Origin of the sequence: Hyphobacterium sp. (assembly GCF_043584775.1) — a bacterium.
Classification (GTDB): domain Bacteria; phylum Pseudomonadota; class Alphaproteobacteria; order Caulobacterales; family Maricaulaceae; genus Hyphobacterium.
The window spans coordinates 2,696,523-2,715,004 of sequence record NZ_CP121327.1 but is presented as its reverse complement, the minus strand read 5'-3'; the positions used below and the strand labels follow the sequence as shown (position 1 = coordinate 2,715,004).

At 61.4% G+C, this 18,482-nt stretch carries 15 protein-coding genes and 1 pseudogene; 6 read left to right on the top strand and 10 right to left on the bottom strand.

The features are described 5' to 3' along the window. Window positions 1-66 precede the first annotated feature (66 nt). Window positions 67-747: a hypothetical protein gene (locus P0D52_RS13560; protein ID WP_394693179.1), complete on the top strand. Its 681-nt coding sequence runs from the start codon at window positions 67-69 to the stop codon at window positions 745-747. Between the two features lie 100 nt (window positions 748-847). Here the strand turns inward: P0D52_RS13560 and P0D52_RS13555 are convergent, their stop codons facing one another. Continuing rightward, complete coding sequence (locus P0D52_RS13555; RefSeq protein WP_394693178.1) at window positions 848-1,618, bottom strand: sulfite exporter TauE/SafE family protein; 771 nt, start codon at window positions 1,616-1,618, stop codon at window positions 848-850. Between the two features lie 52 nt (window positions 1,619-1,670). Here P0D52_RS13555 and P0D52_RS13550 point away from each other — a divergent pair, with 52 nt between their 5' ends. Next, window positions 1,671-2,441, top strand: coding sequence for a DUF2189 domain-containing protein (locus tag P0D52_RS13550; protein WP_394693177.1), 771 nt, complete (start codon window positions 1,671-1,673; stop codon window positions 2,439-2,441). Here P0D52_RS13550 and ccoS read toward each other — a convergent pair. The 8 genes and pseudogenes from ccoS to ccoN form a co-directional block, all read right to left on the bottom strand. Continuing rightward, window positions 2,399-2,608: a cbb3-type cytochrome oxidase assembly protein CcoS gene (ccoS, locus tag P0D52_RS13545; protein ID WP_394693176.1), complete on the bottom strand. Its 210-nt coding sequence runs from the start codon at window positions 2,606-2,608 to the stop codon at window positions 2,399-2,401. The two genes, P0D52_RS13550 and ccoS, sit on opposite strands and share 43 nt — an antisense overlap. Continuing rightward, window positions 2,608-4,770, bottom strand: coding sequence for a heavy metal translocating P-type ATPase (locus P0D52_RS13540; protein WP_394693175.1), 2,163 nt, complete (start codon window positions 4,768-4,770; stop codon window positions 2,608-2,610). Before P0D52_RS13540 ends, ccoS begins: the two co-directional genes overlap by 1 nt. After that, on the bottom strand, window positions 4,758-5,216 hold the full coding sequence (locus tag P0D52_RS13535) for a FixH family protein (protein ID WP_394693174.1): 459 nt from the start codon (window positions 5,214-5,216) through the stop codon (window positions 4,758-4,760). Before P0D52_RS13535 ends, P0D52_RS13540 begins: the two co-directional genes overlap by 13 nt. Then, the gene (ccoG, locus tag P0D52_RS13530) at window positions 5,213-6,697 is read right to left on the bottom strand and encodes a cytochrome c oxidase accessory protein CcoG (protein ID WP_394693173.1); all 1,485 of its coding nucleotides are present in this window, start codon (window positions 6,695-6,697) and stop codon (window positions 5,213-5,215) included. Before ccoG ends, P0D52_RS13535 begins: the two co-directional genes overlap by 4 nt. A gap of 41 nt (window positions 6,698-6,738) precedes the next feature. Beyond that, window positions 6,739-7,653: a cytochrome-c oxidase, cbb3-type subunit III gene (gene ccoP, locus P0D52_RS13525; RefSeq protein WP_394693172.1), complete on the bottom strand. Its 915-nt coding sequence runs from the start codon at window positions 7,651-7,653 to the stop codon at window positions 6,739-6,741. Beyond that, window positions 7,646-7,834 (bottom strand): cbb3-type cytochrome c oxidase subunit 3, encoded by a 189-nt coding sequence (locus tag P0D52_RS13520; RefSeq protein WP_394693171.1) that lies wholly within the window; start codon window positions 7,832-7,834, stop codon window positions 7,646-7,648. Before P0D52_RS13520 ends, ccoP begins: the two co-directional genes overlap by 8 nt. Before the next feature lie 11 nt (window positions 7,835-7,845). Continuing rightward, on the bottom strand, window positions 7,846-8,601 hold the full coding sequence (ccoO, locus tag P0D52_RS13515; protein WP_394693170.1) for a cytochrome-c oxidase, cbb3-type subunit II: 756 nt from the start codon (window positions 8,599-8,601) through the stop codon (window positions 7,846-7,848). Between the two features lie 10 nt (window positions 8,602-8,611). Further along, window positions 8,612-10,266 (bottom strand): annotated as a pseudogene (gene ccoN, locus P0D52_RS13510) (cytochrome-c oxidase, cbb3-type subunit I). 231 nt (window positions 10,267-10,497) lie between these two features. On the opposite strand from ccoN, the gene P0D52_RS13505 reads away from it, so the two are divergent. The 4 genes from P0D52_RS13505 (at window position 10,498) to P0D52_RS13490 (ending at window position 17,136) form a co-directional block, all read left to right on the top strand. Next, window positions 10,498-12,759 carry a M3 family metallopeptidase gene (locus tag P0D52_RS13505; RefSeq protein ID WP_394693169.1) on the top strand — a complete coding sequence of 754 codons (2,262 nt, stop codon included), beginning with the start codon at window positions 10,498-10,500 and terminating at the stop codon, window positions 12,757-12,759. An 84-nt stretch (window positions 12,760-12,843) separates the two neighbouring features. Then, window positions 12,844-15,507, top strand: coding sequence for a M14 metallopeptidase family protein (locus tag P0D52_RS13500; protein ID WP_394693168.1), 2,664 nt, complete (start codon window positions 12,844-12,846; stop codon window positions 15,505-15,507). Between the two features lie 148 nt (window positions 15,508-15,655). Further along, window positions 15,656-15,991, top strand: coding sequence for a UrcA family protein (locus P0D52_RS13495; RefSeq protein ID WP_394693167.1), 336 nt, complete (start codon window positions 15,656-15,658; stop codon window positions 15,989-15,991). Between the two features lie 86 nt (window positions 15,992-16,077). Then, window positions 16,078-17,136 (top strand): helix-turn-helix domain-containing protein, encoded by a 1,059-nt coding sequence (locus tag P0D52_RS13490; RefSeq protein ID WP_394693166.1) that lies wholly within the window; start codon window positions 16,078-16,080, stop codon window positions 17,134-17,136. Here the strand turns inward: P0D52_RS13490 and P0D52_RS13485 are convergent. Further along, entirely contained in the window at window positions 17,133-18,356 is a 1,224-nt protein-coding gene (locus P0D52_RS13485; RefSeq protein ID WP_394693165.1) for a saccharopine dehydrogenase family protein, read from the bottom strand. The two genes, P0D52_RS13490 and P0D52_RS13485, sit on opposite strands and share 4 nt — an antisense overlap. Window positions 18,357-18,482: the final 126 nt, after the last annotated feature.

Below are 18,482 nucleotides of genomic sequence, written 5' to 3'. Positions count from 1 at the left end.
CCGAAAGCGGGTTAGGCCAACAACCGCTCTCTTGCCTTACCCGCCAAGGTCGCGAAGGATCGGCGCATGATAACGCGGGCCACATCAATCTCGACAGCTGCGGCATTGCTGGCGGTAACGCTGGGTTTAACGTCTTGCAGCGATCCACGCTCCGCTGAGCCGTGGACGATAGATCTGGGCGAGGAAGGTGAAGTAGAGCTTCTGGTTCGTCCGAGTGCGCTGGATACCGTGGATCAATATGGTTGGCTAGATGAAGAAGAGCGGCAAATACGGCCTACTCGTGGCCACAGGATCGCTGTAGTTTTGCCGCCGCCAGAGCGATCCGCGACATGCTCGTTTGCAGATGAGTACCCAACTCCCTGGCTGAGCGTGCGAAACCGATATGATGTTGAGTCTCTGGGTTCGTTTCAGCAATTCACTGAGCATGTGCCTAGCTCCAGCCAATCGGGGATTTTCAGAATGGCGATAAGCGACCTGCGCGCCAATCCAGAAACGGTTGGTCGCTTCAATGATTTAATGCCGTCTCATTCGCTGCGAGCGCAATGGGTGTTTTCTGACGCCGAGAATTTTATCCTCAGCTGCACAGCTGAGTATGACGATTGTAAAATACTCATTCGCATAGCGACCGAAACCAGCATTTTTGATCGTTTGCAAACCGCGTATCCGCTCACCGATGAGAGCTTATCAAGCTGCATGGCCGAACTGCTTGCCTATGGCCGCAGCTTGGTCCGTGCCCACGAGAGGTGAGACTGACGACATGACTGAAACAGGCCAGCAGCGATTAGATATCAGTCAAAATGCAAACGTGACCGTTACAATTCTCTGAGATCAGGCGACAATTGGCTTGTTAGACCGCCATCCCGCACATTGCGGCGATCACCTCAGGCGGGATAAGCAGCATCAGCCCGCCGAGCGCCGCGATGGCCAGGCCCGCGCCGAGGCGCAAGCCGGGCTTTCGCCCCATATGCGCCAGTGCGCCAATGCCCAGCGCGGTGCCGGTAACAGACGGCAAGGTGCCGAGGCCAAAGCCCAGCATCACCCACGCGCCCTGTAACGCGCTGCCCGCCAGCATGGCATAGAGCAGGGCGGCATAGACCATGGCGCAGGGCAGAGCCCCCCAGGCCAGCCCGGCCAGCCAGGGCGAGACCGGCCCGGCGGCCATGACCGGCTTCATCACGAAACGGGTGACCGGGGCCAGCACACGGTCGAGCACGACCGGCGCGGGCAGATAGCCGGTGAGAGAGAGGCCAATCCAGACCAGCATCATCGCCGCGCCCCAGCGGAAAACGGCCTGAGCGATCGAAAAATCCATCACCGAATAAAGCCCGGTGCCGGCGGCCCCCACCGCGGCCCCGGCCAGAACATAGCCCAGCATCCGCCCGCTTTGCGCGGTCATCAGAACGCCCAGCCGCGTGGTCGCACTCTGGTCAGGTGACAGGGAAAACATCAGGCCCGAGGCAATGCCGCCGCACATGCCGGCGCAATGCAGACTGCTGGCAAGGCCCGCGATCAGACCACCCAGAAAACTGATTTGTGCCAAGGCTTCCATGGCGCGCACACTGCCTCTAAATTCAACGGGAATGAAGAGTGGCGCGCGCGGCACAACGCCGCTGTGCAAGCGGGGCCTTTTGGCCGTATAGTTTTTGTGGATTTGTTCGGGGAGGGACATCATGGCAGCTATTGAATTGAATGCAGTCCGGCCAGGCGCACCCATGCGCTGGCTGAAGGCGGGCGCGAATGACCTCAAACGCGCGCCTCTGGTCTCGATCAGCTATGGTCTGGTATTCGTGGCGCTGGGCGCGCTTTTGTCCGCAGGCCTCTGGTGGATCGGGGCGGCCGCCTGGATTCCCGTTGCCCTCTCCAGCTTTGCGCTGATCGCGCCGCTCTTTGCCGTCGGCTTCTATCAGATTTCAAAGCATCTCGATGAAGGCAAGGCGGTCAGCTTCAGTGATATCTGGCTGGTGTCCGGCGAGAAGATTTCGCAAGTCGCCTTTCTGGGCCTGCTCCTGATCATCTTGCTGCTCGGCTGGGCGCGGATTGCGCAATTCCTCTACGCCTATTTTGCCTCGCAGGATTACACCACGCTGGCGGAGTTTTCCTCCTGGGTGCTGACCCATCCGGCGGGCCTTTTGATGGCAGTTGTGGGCACCATTATCGGCGCCGGGCTGGCACTGGCCGCCTTTGCCATTTCCGCCATTTCCTTTCCCATGCTGATTGACCGCGAGGTCGATGCCGCCACAGCACTCATCGCGTCAGTGACGGCTGTGCGGCGCTATCCGCTGGCCATGCTGACATGGGCCTGGCTGATCGCTTTCTGGACGATTATCGGCACGGCCTTCTTTCTGGTCGGACTGGCAGTGGTCTTCCCCTGGCTGGGCCATGCCAGCTGGCGCGCCTATCAGGACTTCTGCACCTCGTCAGGACCGTCTGCGGCATCCTGATCAGCCTCCGCATCGGGCAGCGGCCGGTCGCCATCATCAATGAGAATGCGATGAGCTGCACCTTCAAGGTCATCATACTGGCCGGACTTCATCGTCCACAGAAAGGCCAGTAGACCCAGCGCGCCCATGCCCAGCGCAATCGGGATGAGATAGATCAGGACCGCCATTAGCGTGCGAGCCTCAGGGCGTTGAGCGTCACCAGCAAGGACGAGGCCGACATGGCAATGGCGGCTACGAGAGGCGTCACAAACCCGAAGACGGCGAGCGGCACCGCAATCATGTTGTAGAGCACGGCAAGGCCGAAATTCTCGAACACGCGGCGCTTGGCCTTTCGCGCAATCACAATGGCTTCCGGAATGGCCGACAGGCGGTCGCGCTGGATCACGAAATCGGCGGCAGCCTGCGAGATGTCGCTCGCACTGGCCAGCGACATGGAGACATGTGCGGACGCTAGCGCCGGGGCATCGTTCAGCCCGTCGCCGACCATCAGCACGTGGCGGCCCTCGTCTTTTGCCATTTCCAGAGCAGCGATTTTCTCTGCCGGTTTCAGCCCGGCCTGCCAGTTGTCCATGCCCAGCGTGCGGGCCATGCCTTCGACGGCCTCGTCATGGTCGCCGGACAGGATGCGCGCGGGCAGGCCTAGCGCCTCGACGGTGCGGACCACCTCGGCGGCATCGGCGCGGGCCTGATCGGCAAAGGCAAAGCGTACAGGCGCGTCGTCGCCCGATTGCAGCCAGACTTCCGAGACCGCTTCGCCCGTGGCCTCAATCCCCATCCAGCGAGCCGAGCCCAGCCGCACGCGCTGACCGTCAATCATCGCTTCCAGGCCGCCGCCGGGGGTTTCGATGACGCCATCGGCCACCGCGCCCATACCGGCAGGATCGGCAATTGCCCGTGACAGCGGGTGACGGCTGGTGCGCGCCAGCAGCGCCGCTCGCTCGAAATCGGCATCGGAAATGGCATCGCGATTGACCAGTTGTGGCTTGCCGAGGGTCAGCGTCCCGGTTTTGTCAAAAGCGGCGATATCGGCTTCTGCCAGCCGCTCCAGCGCATCGCCGGATTTGACCAGTATGCCCGACCTGTAGAGCCGCCCGGAGGCCACAACCTGCACGGCCGGTACAGCCAGCGCCAGCGCACAGGGGCAGGTGATGATCAGGACCGCAATCGCATTGAGAATGGCAGTATGAAAACTTGCGCCCAGAAGCAGCCAGCCGATCAGTGTGAGGGCCGCCAGCGTATGCACGATTGGCACATAAAGCCGCGCGGCATGGTCTGCCAGTTTCACATAGCGCGAGCGGCTCTGTTCGCCGGCTTCCACCAGCCGGGTGATTTCGGCCAGCAGGCTGTCATCGCGCCGGGCCGTGGCGCGCACTTTCAATGCCGCGCCCAGATTGACCATGCCGGAAAAGATCTGTGTGCCGGGACTCGCCTCCGCCGGGCGGGTTTCGCCGGTTACCAGCGCGGCATCCAGCTGGCTGTTTCCGTCCTCGACTTCGGCATCGACGGGCACTTTCTCGCCTGCCGCAATCAGCAACAGGTCGCCGGGCTGGACATCGCGCGCCGGAATGGCCTTGACCTTGCCCGCGGCATCAATCCGGTTGGCCGACGCCGCCTGCATCGCGACCAGACGCCGCGCTGCCGCCCCGGCCTTGGCCCGCAAGCGGCTATCCAGCCAGCGTCCGATCAGAAGGAAGAAGAGCAGCATGGCCGCCGCATCGAAATAGGCTTCCTCGGCGCTGTTGATCGTTTCAAAGATGGATAATCCGCAGGCGAGCAGAACGGCGAGCGAGATCGGCACATCCATATTGACCTGCCGGCTCTTCAGCGCGGCCCAGGCAGAAGAGAAGAAGGGCCGTCCGGAATAGGCCACGGTCGGCAGAACGATCAGCGCCGATAGCCAGTGGAAGAGGTCGCGGGTCTCCGTCGTCATATCGACGGCCCCGGACCAGACCGAGACCGAAAACAGCATCACATTGGCGGTCGCAAATCCGGCCACGGCCATGGCGCGAACCAGGCGCTTTTCTTCCTGGGATCCGGCATCCGCGCCGGTTTCCGGCTCGAAGGGCGTCGCCGGATAACCGATCTCCCCAAGTTTTTTCACCATGTCGCGGGCGCGCGCCGCCGGGCCGTTCCAGGCCAGCGACAGACGCCCGGTCGAGAGGTTCAGCCGCGCATGAGAGACACCGTCGAAGCCGCGCATGGCGGTTTCCACACGCGAAATGCATCCGGCGCAATGCACACCGGAGACAAGCAGATCCATCTCCTGATGACCGTCGCGCTCGCGCACGAAGGCTTCAGGATCAATCCCGCTGGCATCTATTGCAGCCATATCTCCTGTTCCATCTCAAACGGCGGACCGTCCGGGGTCGACACCACCAGCGTCCAGCGACCGGCCGGAATATCGGCCTGACTGGCATAGACGCCGGGCCCGTCACCGCGCAAGTCCAGCACGATATCGAGATTGGAATCCGCAGGATGGCGCAGCCGGGCATCCAGCATCAGCCCGGTGACGCCCTGTCCGTCCGCGTCTGAAATCTCGAGCCGGACGCCGGTTTCGTCCACCGTGCTGATGGCTGTCCAGCCGAGCTCGGCCTGCGCCTCGCGGCGCGCCAGCGTGTCATTGTAGTTTATGCCCTGCACATAGGAGCGCGGCTCGTCCTCCCCCCGAAAGGTGCGGAAGGCCTGAGTCAGGAAAACCGCATTGACGGCAATGATGATCCCGAAAAAGACCAGCAGGCCGATGAGGACGTGATATCCCTTGATTTCACGGATCATTGCGGGCCTCCCGACAGGAAGACGGTTTCTGCGGTACGCGTTTCGTCCGAGCCTTGCGGCGAGACAGTGAAGACCACGCTTTCATTGCTGGTCGTGATGGCGTCGCGCGGGACGGTCAGGAAGAGGCGGAAATCCTGGGTGCGCTCGGCGGGCACATCCACGGTCAGGCCGCGCGTGACCTCCTGCCCCAGAATCCGCCACTCCAGCCCGTCCGGCCCGTCAATCTCCACCGTGTATTCCAAGTCATCATGGGTGCGGTTGATGATTTTCAGCGTATAGCCATTGCGCACCGATCCGTCTGACAGGGTGACGAAATTCGGATTGCGGTCGCGCGTGACATTGACGTCCAGATTGGCGCGTGTCGTCAGGCCAAACAGCATGATGGACCCGGCAATGGCCAGCGAGATTGCATAAACCAGAACCCGCGGCCGCAGGAATCGATAGACCGGCTTCAGCCCTTGCTGACGGCGGTCGATATTGATGTCGGTGTCATAGGAGATGAGGCCGGTCGGACGATCCACCTTCTTCATGATGTCGTCGCAGGCATCAATGCACAGCGCGCACTGGATACATTCCAGCTGCGATCCATTGCGGATATCAATCCCCATCGGGCAGGCCACAACGCAGGCCTTGCAATCAATGCAATCGCCGCGCCCCTCCCAGCTTTCACCCTTCTTGTGTGGTCCGCGCGGTTCGCCGCGATCCACCCGGTAGGCGACATTCAGCGCATCGCGGTCCGTCATCGCCGCCTGAATGCGCGGCCAGGGGCACATATAGGTGCAGACCTGCTCGCGCATCGTCCCGGCCAGCGTATAGGTGGTGAAGGTCAGAACCCCGAAGAAGAGATAGGCCGACAGCGGCGATCCGCCGGTGAAGAAATGTGACAGCGTGTCATAGGCATCGTGGAAATAGAGGATCCAGGCCCCGCCCGTTGCCGCCGCAATCACCAGCCAGACGGCATGCTTGCCGATCTTGCGCCAGGCCTTGTCGAACGACCATTTGGCACGGTCCAGCTTGATCCGCTTGTTGCGGTCGCCTTCAAATAGGCGCTCGACGGCGATGAACAGATCGGTCCAGACGGTCTGCGGGCAGGCATAGCCGCACCAGACCCGTCCAAACAGCGCCGAGACCAGAAACAGCGCCAGTGCCGCAATGATCAGAAGGCCGGAGACATAGTAAATCTCCTGCGGCCAGATCTCGATGAAGAAGAAATAGAAGCGCCGGCCTTCAAAATCGATCAAAACCGCCTGATCCGGGGCGGACAGACCGCGGTCCCAGCGCAAGAAGGGGATGAAATAATACGCCCCCAGGGCAAGGATCATGAACACCCATTTGGCGAGACGGAACTTGCCGTGCACCAGCTTGGGATAGATTTGCTCGCGCTTCTTGTACAGCTTGCGCTGCGTGGCGTCATTCACCGCCTCGACCCGGTGCTTTTCAACACCGGGGGCGGCAATAAGGTTATGTCTGGCCGTGCTCATTTTCGCACTTTGCCTTCATTCGGGGAGAAAGGGGATGCGGCTTATTCGCCCGCCGCACCCTCGGTTTCGACCTCAGCTTCGCCGCCACCCAGTGAGTAGACATAGGTTGCGACGGCTGTGATCGTCGGATCATTCAGACGGCCTTCCCAGGCCGGCATGACGCCATAGGGTCCGCGCCAGATCGTATTCTCGATCTCTTCCGGGCTGCCGCCGTAAAGCCAGATGGCATCGGTCAGATTGGGCGCGCCCTGGGTTCGGTCGCCCAGACCGGCGGCACCGTGACAGGTGGCGCATTGGCTGGCGAAAACCGCCCCGCCCGCTTCCAGAGCGGCTGCGTCAAACCCGGTTTCGCCCGACAGGCTCAGAACATAGTCGCGGACATGGCGGATGTCCTCGCGCGACAGGAGACCATCAGCGCCATAGGCCGGCATTTGAGAGAAGCGGGTTTCGGGATGATCCGAGCGGATGCCGACCACCAGAGTGTGGCGGATATCGTCAAACGAACCGCCCCACAGCCAGACATCGTCATTGAGGTTGGGATAGCCGACAAAGCCCTGTGCACCTGCGCCGTGACAGGTCGAACAGAAATTGCCGAACGTCGATTCGCCTGCGGCCAGCGCAAAGCGGAAAAGCGCCGGATCGGCTTCGATCGCGCTATAGCTATCCGCCGCTTCCAGCCGCGTGAAGAAGTCGGAACGGGAGACTTGAAGAGCATCCAGATCATTGGCGACATTCACGCGCTCGGAATTGCCTACCACGCCGGTGGTATGGCCCTGCATGCCGGGAGGGGCGGGCCAGGCGGGCATCAGCACCCAGTAGACAACGGACCAGGCAATCGAGGCGTAGAAAATCCACAGCCACCAGCGCGGTAGGGGATTGTCCAGCTCTCGAATACCATCCCATTCATGGCCCGTTGTTTCGGTGCCGGTTTCCTGATCGATATGTTTCTCAGACATGGGTTTCGTCCTTTTTCCCGTCTTCGATGGGCGGGGCATCATCATTCAGCGGCATGCGGGCTGCGGCGTCGAACTTTTCGGCATTCCGCGGCCAGAGGGCGTAGACCAAAACGCCGAGAAAAACGGCGAAGAAGAACAACAACCCCCAAGTCTGCGCGAAACTGGCCAGAGCCTCATACATGCGTGCGTCTCCTAGCGCTGGTTCTCTTCGGCTTCGGGTTCATAGGTGGAGAAATCCACCATGGTGCCGAGGACCTGAAGATAGGCGATCAGCGCGTCCATCTCGGTGATAACGGCGCTATTGCCGTCGAAATTGCGGACCTGAGCGCCCGGATAGCGCGCGATCAGATCATCATAGCCGGACGAAAACTCGTCGACCTGGGCTTCCAGGTCGGCCGCGGCATTTTCAACCGCCTCGTCCGAATAGGGCACACCGAGGAATTGATTGACCCGCAAGTGCGCGGAGATGGTGGAATAATCCAGAACCGCATCCTGCAGGAAGGCATAGGGCGGCATGATCGATTCCGGCACCACGGATTGCGGATGGATCAGATGGTCACGATGCCACTCATCCGAATAGCGGCCACCCACCCGCGCCAGATCCGGCCCGGTCCGCTTCGACCCCCACTGGAAGGGGCGATCATACATGCTCTCCGCTGCCAGCGAATAATGGCCATAGCGCTCCACTTCGTCGCGCAGGGGACGGATCATCTGCGAATGGCAGTTATAGCAGCCTTCGCGCAGATAGATTTGCCGGCCCATCAGCTCCAGCGGAGAATAGGGACGCACGCCTTCAACCTCTTCAATCGTCGAATTGAGGTAGAAGAGCGGGGCGATCTCGATAATGCCGCCGATGGAGATGGTCACGACCACGCCCAGCGTCAGGATCAGCGAGTTCTTTTCGAAGAACTTCTGGTGGAAGCTCGGTTTTTGAGGTGTATCAGCCATGAACCTGCTCCTATTCCGCCGGGATCGCGCGCGGTTGTGGCGTGACCACATCTTCGGTCTCGCTCACATCGCCGGTGATCGTCTTGTACATGTTGAAGGCCATCAGGATGGCACCGAGGAGGAAGAGCAGTCCGCCGCCCGCCCGGATGATGTAATAGGGATGCATGGCCTCGACGGTCTCGACGAAGGAATATTCCAGGAAGCCGAGATCATTATAGGCGCGCCACATCAGGCCTTGCGTAATGCCCGACGGCCACATCGCCGCGATGTAGAGAAGAATACCCAGCGTCGCGAGCCAGAAATGCCATTCGATCAATGACCGGCTCCACATGCCTTTCTTCTTCCACAGCCAGGGAACCAGGCAATAGATCGCGCCAAAGGAAATCATGCCGATCCAGCCCAGCGCCCCGGAGTGCACGTGGGCGATGGTCCAGTCGGTATAGTGCGAGAGCGCGTTGACGGCGCGGATGCTCATCAACGGGCCTTCAAAGGTCGACATGCCATAGAAGGCCACGGAGACCACCATCATCCGGACAACCGGATCGGTGCGCAGCTTGTCCCAGGCGCCCGACAGGGTCATCAACCCGTTGATCATGCCGCCCCAGCTGGCATCCACAACATGATCGAGAAGGTCATGCCCAGGGTCTGCGCCCATTCCGGCAGAGCCGTATAGTGCAAGTGGTGCGGGCCCGCCCAGATATAGATGAAGATCAGGGACCAGAAGTGGATGATCGACAGGCGGTAGGAATAGACCGGTCGCTCAGCCCGCTTGGGGATGAAATAGTACATGATCCCCAGGAAACCGGCGGTCAGGAAGAAGCCCACCGCATTGTGGCCATACCACCATTGCGTCAACGCATTCTGCACTCCGGAAAACACCGAATAGCTGAACGAGCCGAACGGATCGACGGGGATGGAGAGATTATTGACGAGGTGGAGGACGGCAATCGTCACGATGAAGGCGAGGTAGAACCAGTTGGCCACATAGATATGCGGCTCCTTGCGCTTCCAGAGCGTGCCGAGGAAGACCAGGAGATAGGCGACCCAGACAATGGTCAGCCAGATATCCGCATACCATTCCGGTTCGGCATATTCCTGACCTTGCGTAACGCCCATCACATAGCCAGAAGCGGCAATCACGATGAAGAACTGATAGCCCCAGAACACAAACCACGGCCACAATCCACCGGCGAGGCGGGCACGGCTGGTGCGCTGCACCACATAGAAGGAGGTCGCGATCAGCGCATTTCCGCCAAAGGCGAAAATCACCGCCGATGTATGCAGCGGGCGCAGGCGACCGAAATTCAGAAAACCGGCCTCGCTGAAATACAGCTCGTTGGGAAAGGCCAGTTGCAGGGCGATGACCACGCCGACCAGAAGGCCGACCACGGCCCAGAACATGGTCGCGATCGCGCCGGCCTTTACGACATTGTCATGGTAGAGGTCCTTTTCCTCCACCCGGCCATTGGCCGAATAGGCATTCACCACAAGGATGAGGCCGACAACGAACCCGCCCAGCATCAGCCAGCCATGCGCCACCATTTGCGGATCAACACCGCGGGCAGCTGCCATGAGGCTCCAGAAGGCACCGAGAATACAGATCAGCCCGATCAGCATCCCGTCGAGGCCGGATGATTTTACCGGCATCGCAGTGGCTTGCGACATGGATAGTCCCCCAAATCAATCTTTGCTCTGCGGGATGATTCCACAGACTGACTAAGGGTAAAAGGGGAGTGACCCCAAAAAGAATGTGGCATGCTGACACATGGCAGGGAGTCGCAGGCCGGAACGTATTGAACATTAACCTTCCGCAATGCAGCGCAGTAGGGCATTTGCGATTTGCCCTTGTGACGCTACTTTCCCCGCCAGCCATTCACCTTTCCCGGAGAAAGACACATGAAACGCATTCTGATCACCACGACCAGCCTGGCCGCGCTGGCTCTGGCCGCCTGCTCGCAGGAAGGCACAAATACCCCTGACGCGGATGACGCCAATATGGACAATACCGCCACCGAAGCCGCGATGAATGACGCCACCATGTCCGACGAAGGCGCTGAAACGATGGACTGGCAGGCTGAACTGGAAACCAATCCGCTTCTGGCCGATCTGTCCGGCCCCTATGGCGGCGTGCCGCAATTCGACGAGGTCAGTCTTGATCAGCTCGAAGCCGCGATAGATGCCGGGATTGCGGCCCACCTCGCCGAGATCGACGAGATCGCCAATAATCCGGAACCGCCAACCTTCGAGAATACGATCGTCGAGATGGAACGTGCTGGTCAGGCTCTGGGCAATGTCTTCAATTTCTGGGGCATCTGGTCGTCCAACATGTCGTCGCCGGAATTCCGCGACCTGCAGCGCGAATTGTCACCGCGCCTCTCCGCCTATAATTCGCAGATCACGCAGAACCAGACGCTCTTCAATCGCATCCGCGCGGTCTATGAAAGCGACGAGATGGAGAGCCTGCGGCCGGATCAGCAACGCCTCGTCCAGCTGACCTATGACGGCTTTGCGCGGAATGGCGCGACGCTGGAAGGTGAAGCGGCCGAACGCTATGCGGCCATCAATCTGCGCCTGTCGGAATTGCACACGCAATTTGCCAACAACGTGCTGCATGACGAGGAAAGCTACGTCACCTATCTGACAGAGGATCAGCTGGGCGGCCTGTCGGACTCGCTGATCAACGCCTATGCGGCGGCCGCTGCCGAGCGTGGCCGTGAGGGCGAATATGCCATCACCAATACCCGCTCCTCGATGGATCCGTTCCTGACCTATTCCGACGAGCGCGATCTGCGCGAGGAAGTCTGGCGCACCTATTACAATCGTGGCGACAATGGCGATGAGTACGACAACAACGCCATCATCGCCGAAATCCTGCAGCTGCGCGACGAGCGCGTCGGGCTTCTGGGCTATGACAATTACGCCCAATGGCGTCTGGAAAACCGCATGGCGGGCAATCCGGAGAACGCGCTGGAGCTGATGGAGACCGTCTGGCCGGCCGCCATCGCCCGCGTCGAGGAAGAAGTCGCCCAGATGCAGGCGCTGGCCGATGAGCGCGGCGACGACATCACCATCGAGCCGTGGGATTACCGCTATTACATGGAGAAGATCCGGCAGGACCGCTATGATCTCGATTCCAACGAAGTGCGTCAGTATCTGCAGCTCGACAATCTCCTGCAGGCCATGTTCTTCGTTTCCGGCGAACTCTTCAATTTCGAGTTCACCCAGATCACGGACGGCTCGGTTCCGGTCTGGCATGAAGACGTCACCGTCTATGAAGTGACCGACCGCGATAGCGGCGAACATGTCGGCGTCTGGTATCTCGACCCCTTCGCCCGCACCGGCAAGCGTTCGGGCGCCTGGGCCTCCTCATTCCGGGGTCACACCACCTATGACGGCCTGGAAACCCCGCTCTCGACGAATAATTCCAACTTCGTCGAACCGGCACCGGGTGAGCCCGTCCTGATTTCCTGGGACGATGCCAACACCTTCTTCCACGAAATGGGTCACGCGCTGCACGCCCTGTCCTCGAATGTCGCCTATCCGTCGCTGAATGGCGGCGTGCGCGACTACACCGAGTTCCAGTCGCAATTGCTGGAACGCTGGCTCTCGACCGATGAAGTGATCGACAATTACTTCGTCCATGTTGAAACCGGCGAGCCGATGCCGGACGAGCTCGTGGCCCGTATCGAGGCAGCATCGACCTTCAATCAGGGCTTTGCCACGACCGAATATCTCGCCTCGGCACTGGTCGACATGTACTACCACACGACCGACCCGGCCGGCATTGACCCGGACGCGTTCGAACGCGAGACGATGGAGCGCCTCGGTGCGCCGTCCGAGCTGGTGATGCGTCACCGCACCCCGCACTTCGGCCACATCTTCTCCGGCGAAGGCTATTCGGCGGGTTATTACGGCTATATGTGGGCGGACGTTCTGACCTCTGACGCGGCGGAAGCCTTCGCCGAAGCGCCGGGCGGATTCTACGACGAGACCGTCGCGGCCGCGCTGGTCGAGCATCTCTTCGCCCCGCGCAATTCGGTCGATCCGGCCGAGGCCTATCGCGCCTTCCGCGGACGTGATGCTGATATCGCGCCGCTGATGCGCGATCGCGGCTTCCCGGTTCCCGGCGAAGACGACGGTGAAAGCGGCGAGGAATAGGCTCGCCTTTTCAATCGGCCCGGAGCATTCTGTTCCGGGCCGTTTTGTATCTGCCTGACGTCCAGACCTTTTTCGGGGATTTTCATGCCACATCGTATCCTGCTTGCCGCCATCGCTGCTATTGGCCTTTCCGGCACGAGCCTTGCGCAATCCGCTCCGACGCCGCTGGAGGCCCGATACGACACCGCCATCCCCGATCTGGAAGCGGCGCTGGGCCATGATTTCGGCGAAGAAATCACCCCGCCCGAGGACGCGGTCGAATATCTCCGCACGCTGGCTGATATGGCCCCGGACCGCATGCAGGTCTTCGATTATGCGACCAGCTGGGAAGGCCGCCCGCTCGTCTATGCGGTGATCGGCAGCGAAGCGAACATGGCCCGCCTCGACGAGATTCAGGCCGACCTGCAGCGCCTCGCCGATCCGCGCGGCCTGTCAAATGCTGACCGCGACGCCCTGATCGACGCGCTGCCTGTCATTGTCTGGCTGGGCTATGGCGTGCATGGCGACGAGATTTCCTCCACCGATGCCGCGCTGCGCACCGCCTATCATCTGATCGCGGCGACCAATGATCCGGTCGCTGACAGCATCCGCGAAGACGCGCTGGTCATCATTGACCCCACGCAAAACCCGGATGGCCGCAACCGCTTCGTCAATTCCTTCACCCAGGCGCGCGGGCTTCAGGCCGATGGCTTCCGCTATTCCGCCGAACACGATCAGCCATGGCCCGGCGGGCGCCATAATCACTATCTGTTCGACATGAATCGCGACTGGTTCATCATGACCCAGCCGGAAACCCGTGGCCGCACCGCGGCGATGCTGGAATGGCGGCCCATGGTGATCGTCGATGCGCATGAAATGGGCGGCGATCAGTCCTATTTCTTCCCGCCCGTGGCCGACCCGGTCAATCCGGTTCTGACCGAGGGACAGCTGGAAGGTCATGACATTATCGGGCTCAACCATGCCGAATGGTTTGACCGTATCGGGTCGGACTATTTCACCCGCGAGATCTTCGATGCCTTCTATCCGGGCTATGGCGACACCTGGCCGATGATGCAGGGCGGCGTCGCCATGACCTACGAGCAGGGCTCGGCGCGCGGTCTTGTCTGGACCCGCCGCAATGGCGAGGATCTGACCTATGCCGAAGGCGTTACCAATCACTTCATCGCCAGCCTGTCGACGGCTCAGGCCGCGGCGGAAAACCGCGAACGCTTTGTCCGCGGCTTTCATGATGTCCGCGCCGCTGCCAGCAATAATGGTGAGGGCCCGGCCTCCATTATCCTGTCGCGGGAAACCAATCGCTGGGGCGCGGAACGCCTCGCCCGCCTGATCGCCCGGCAGGGAATTGAAATCTCCCGCATCGATGCCGGTACGACCGCTTGCGGCACGTCTTTGCCCGAGGGCGGATTTCTGGTCCAGCTGAACCAGCCCGCCGGACAGCTCGCCCGCACGCTTCTGGAACGCGATACGCCGCTGCCGGAAGATTTCCTCGACAGTCAGGAAGACCGCCGCACACGCGGGCTTGACCACGAACTCTACGATGTCACCGCCTGGTCCCTGCCGGTGATGTTCAATGTGCAATCGACCGAATGCGCCAACCGCCCCAATCTCTCCGGCGAGGCCGTCACCGCCGATGACGCCATGCCTGCCGGCGTCGCGGACTCGGCGCGCTTTGGTTATGTGATTCCCTGGACCGATGCCGGACAGGCCCGCCTTGTCGCCGCACTGGCGGCCGAGGGCGTGCCGATGCGCACGGCGGCCAGCGAATTCACCATTGACGGTGAGACATTTCCGGCCGGATCGGTCGTGATTGCGCGCACCAGTGCCCCGGCCAATCTCGACTCCCTGATGCGGCTGAATGCGCGCATGATCGGCGCGTCCTATGCCGGCCTCGCCACCAGCTGGACCGAGCGCGGCCCCAATTTCGGGTCGAGCCAGTTTGCCGACATCATTGCGCCGCGCATCGCCATGGCCTGGGGTGAAGGCACGGACGCCAATTCGGTGGGCGGCCTGCGCTATGTGCTGGAACGCCGCTATGGCCTGCCGGTGACGGTGATCCGCGCGTCGCGTCTTGGCGGTGCCGATCTTTCCGGCTTCGACGTCCTGATCCTGCCCGAGCAGTCGGGTGGCGGTTATGGCGCCGAGATCGGCGAATCCGGTGCCGGCAATCTTTCCCGCTTTGCGCAAGGCGGCGGCACGCTGATTGCGCTCGGGGATGCCACCCGTTTCATCACCGATCCGGATATCAACCTTCTGCCGCTGCGCCGCGAACGCGCCGCCGACACGCCCACCGGCGGTTCCGGCGAGGGCGCTCTGGTCTCCGGCAGTGTGATCGAGGATGACGCTGCGCTTCAGGCCGCGCTCGAGCCCCGCAATGCCCGCCCCGACACCTCGCCGGGGGCATTGCTCAACGTCACCGCCAATGCCGATGCCTTCCTTTCGGCGGGCTATACGCAAGGCGCGGCAGCCATGGTGACGGGCTCGGACATCTATACCGCCGTGCCGCTGGACGAAGCCGATACGGTGCTGCGCTTTGCCGGACCGGAAGACCTGGTCGCATCGGGTTATCTCTGGGAGGAGAATATCGCCCAGACGGCCTACAAGCCCTTCATGGTCTCGCGGCGGTCCGGTGCCGGTTTTGTAGTCGCCTTCACCCAGGATCCGACCGCCCGGGGCTATCAGGAAGGCCTGGATCTGGCCCTGTTGAACGCGGTGATCCTGGCCCCGGCGCGCTCCTACCGTCTGCGATAGGGCAAAAGTCTGGTCATTTCCGGAAAACGCCGCGCGTTTTTGAAAATCATCACGCGATTTTCGAATTCGCAAAGCAGAGACCGAAGAGCGTCCCCATAGTCCATCTCGTCAGCCGCCTCCCCGCGGCACATATCAAACGAGGTCGATTATGTTGAATGCTCTTCTCCCCGCGCTTTTTCTGGGCGCAACGTCCGTCGCCGGTGGCCCTGCCAGTGCAGAGCTGTCCTATACACCTGCCGAACTGACTACGCAGAGCGGGTCCGCTGCCGTCTATGAACGCGTTGTGGATGTCGCCAACCGGGTCTGTACGGCGGAAAATCGCAACTCGGCCATGGCCGCGACGGCCATCCGGATCTGCGTGGCCGACACGGTCGACCGCACCGTGGCACAGATCGCCGCCCCGCAACTTTCGCAAATCCATGCCGCCCGGAGCATCTCCCCTGATGGACGGGACGCCGTGGTGCTGGCCGCCGTGCGCGACTAGCTTTCCTGCCCTGCCGGCTTTTCTTCCGCCCCCCGGGTTTTTAGAAAAGCTGGCAGGTTTTTTTTGATTGAGGCATAATTCGCCACATGACCGACGCCGCGCTCATTGAAATCATCGCCCGCTCTTCGGCGGGCATTCTGTGTTTGCTGACCTGCACTATATTACTGGCCAATGCGCGCCAGTCTCTGGCCGGCCGGCTGGGTGCGCTCTTCGGCTTTGGCGCCTTTGCCTATATTGTCTGCGCTTCGCCGGAAATCTCGGCACTGATGGGCGTCTGGCACGTGCCGCTGGTGCCGTTTTCCTGGCTTGATTCGGTCTTCTTCTGGTGGTTCTGCCTCGCACTCTTCTGCGACCATTACCGGTTTCGCCTGGCACATATCTATCCGGCCATTCCCATCCTGATTCTCGTCGCGCTGCGCTTTGTGGTGACCGATCCGTTCTGGCTCGACCAGATGACGCTGATCAAGCAGGGCATCGGCTCCCTGCTCTTCCTGCATGCCACCTATTTCGCCCTGCTCAGCCTGAAGGATGATCTGGTCGATAGCCGCCGCCGCTTCCGCGTGGTGATTGCGGTATCTGTGGGCCTGTCCGCAGTGATCCTGATGGGGCTGGATTATCTCGGCTTTGATGACGCCTGGGGCGAGATCTATCAGGTCGGCGCCGCGGTCTGGCTGCTCGTCCTGTCATTTGCCTTTGCCATGTGGGCCCTGCGCGCCAGTCCGAACATGTTTATCGAGCGCCCGGCGGAGCCCTATCGGCATGACATTGCCGAGGTGACGGCGCGCATTGACCCGGCCGACCGGCCCCTGCTTGCCCGTCTGGAGGCGGCGATTGAAAGCGGGGCCTATCGCGAAACCGGCCTCACCGTGGGCAAGCTGGCGGACCGTCTGAACACGCCGGAACACCGCTTGCGCAAGCTGATCAATTCCGGCCTCGGTTACCGGAATTTCTCCAGCTATATCAATTCGCATCGGGTGGAAGATGCCAAGGAAATCCTCGCCGATCCGGAACGCGCCCGCCTGCAAATCCTGCAGGTCGCGCTCGATCTGGGCTATGGCTCGATTGCCAGCTTCAACCGGGCCTTTCGCGAAGCCACGGGTGAAGCCCCGACCAGCTTCCGCCGCAAGGCGCTGATGGCCGACTAGTCCTCGATCGTGAAGGTCAGACCGGCGCGGTCCTGCAACCGGTCGATCAGCACATCGCCCAGCGCCGCGCCCGGCGTCCATACGCCGCCGCCTGTCGTCTGGCGATCAACATTCATGACCAGCGCGGCAGCGCATTCGGAAATCATTTTCGAGGTCGAGCCATAACCGGGATCCTTGTCGCCCTTGGCCGAGGCGCGAAGCGTGTGGCCCTCTGCATCCTCGCCCAGAAACAGCACATCATAAAACCCGGTTTCCCGCGCTTCCTTGTCCGGGCCCTGGCCGGGCTTGGGCAAGGCGAATGTCTTGATCAGCCAGCGTGTCGGCGCAATCGCCAGCAGGATATTCTGGATCTTGTCCTGCCGGGCCGCCGCCTTGGCGCGCTTTTCGCCCTTGGGGCCATCGCCCGTCATCATCCGCTCGTCATAGAGAAAGTCCTCGCCATAGGCGTGGCCTGAGAGCGCATTGGTGCGGTGCACATTCTTGGTGTTGATCGGGGCCATGATGAATGGCGCCGTCCACGACTTTGCGCTCTCATCATATTCAGCGGCGTCCGAATGCGGTTGTTTCGGGCCTTTGAAACCCGGCACCAGCGAGAAAGGGTTGGTCAGAAGTTTGATCAGGGACTTGTCTTTCGAGGCCGCTTCCAGCGTTGCCGTCAGACTGGCTGCCGTGCCGCCGGAGAAGGTGCCCTTCATCTTGCGCACCCGGCCTTTAACACGGGGCAGGGTATGGCCGAATCTCTCCTTGGCCTCGCGCTGCAGGAACCAGACGCCGAGATCGAACGGAACGGAATCAAATCCGCAGGAAAAGACCAGACGCGCGCCGGAAGCTTCGGCTTTCTCCTGATGTTTGACGATCATCTGCGCCATCCAGGCGGGCTCGCCGCACAGATCGACATAATCCGTCCCGGCCTCGGCGCAGGCGGCCAGCAAGGGCTCGCCATAAAGCTGATAGGGACCGACCGTTGTGATGACGACTTTGGCGCTTTCTGCCATCGCTTTCAGCGTGTCCGGTTGTCCCGCATCGGCGATAACCAGCGGCACATCGGTGGATATGCCCATCTCTTCCCGGACCGCAGCCAATTTCGAGGCGGACCGTCCGGCCATCGCCCATTTCAGATCATTGCCGGCGCCATAGGTGGCATAAAGGTATTCTGCGACCAGCCGGCCGGTGAATCCGGTCGCTCCGTAAACAACGATATCATGTGTGCGTGTCGGCATGTCCGGCTCTCCCTTTGACCTGCAACATTGCGCACACAAGCGCCGGGTCAAGCCGTTAATGATGTTGCCTTGAACGCTAACCTGGCCTGCAGATTTCCGATTCTCTGCAATCTGTCGTATAATTCG

Excerpts from the sequence above, each read along its gene's own strand:
- P0D52_RS13560 (WP_394693179.1), top strand. The coding sequence starts at position 67 with ATGATAACGCGGGCCACATCAATCTCGACAGCTGCGGCATTGCTGGCG.
- P0D52_RS13550 (WP_394693177.1), top strand. The coding sequence starts at position 1,671 with ATGGCAGCTATTGAATTGAATGCAGTCCGGCCAGGCGCACCCATGCGC.
- ccoS (WP_394693176.1), bottom strand. The coding sequence starts at position 2,608 with ATGGCGGTCCTGATCTATCTCATCCCGATTGCGCTGGGCATGGGCGCG.
- P0D52_RS13540 (WP_394693175.1), bottom strand. The coding sequence starts at position 4,770 with ATGGCTGCAATAGATGCCAGCGGGATTGATCCTGAAGCCTTCGTGCGC.
- P0D52_RS13535 (WP_394693174.1), bottom strand. The coding sequence starts at position 5,216 with ATGATCCGTGAAATCAAGGGATATCACGTCCTCATCGGCCTGCTGGTC.
- ccoG (WP_394693173.1), bottom strand. The coding sequence starts at position 6,697 with ATGAGCACGGCCAGACATAACCTTATTGCCGCCCCCGGTGTTGAAAAG.
- ccoP (WP_394693172.1), bottom strand. The coding sequence starts at position 7,653 with ATGTCTGAGAAACATATCGATCAGGAAACCGGCACCGAAACAACGGGC.
- P0D52_RS13520 (WP_394693171.1), bottom strand. The coding sequence starts at position 7,834 with ATGTATGAGGCTCTGGCCAGTTTCGCGCAGACTTGGGGGTTGTTGTTC.
- ccoO (WP_394693170.1), bottom strand. The coding sequence starts at position 8,601 with ATGGCTGATACACCTCAAAAACCGAGCTTCCACCAGAAGTTCTTCGAA.
- P0D52_RS13505 (WP_394693169.1), top strand. The coding sequence starts at position 10,498 with ATGAAACGCATTCTGATCACCACGACCAGCCTGGCCGCGCTGGCTCTG.
- P0D52_RS13500 (WP_394693168.1), top strand. The coding sequence starts at position 12,844 with ATGCCACATCGTATCCTGCTTGCCGCCATCGCTGCTATTGGCCTTTCC.
- P0D52_RS13495 (WP_394693167.1), top strand. The coding sequence starts at position 15,656 with ATGTTGAATGCTCTTCTCCCCGCGCTTTTTCTGGGCGCAACGTCCGTC.
- P0D52_RS13490 (WP_394693166.1), top strand. The coding sequence starts at position 16,078 with ATGACCGACGCCGCGCTCATTGAAATCATCGCCCGCTCTTCGGCGGGC.
- P0D52_RS13485 (WP_394693165.1), bottom strand. The coding sequence starts at position 18,356 with ATGCCGACACGCACACATGATATCGTTGTTTACGGAGCGACCGGATTC.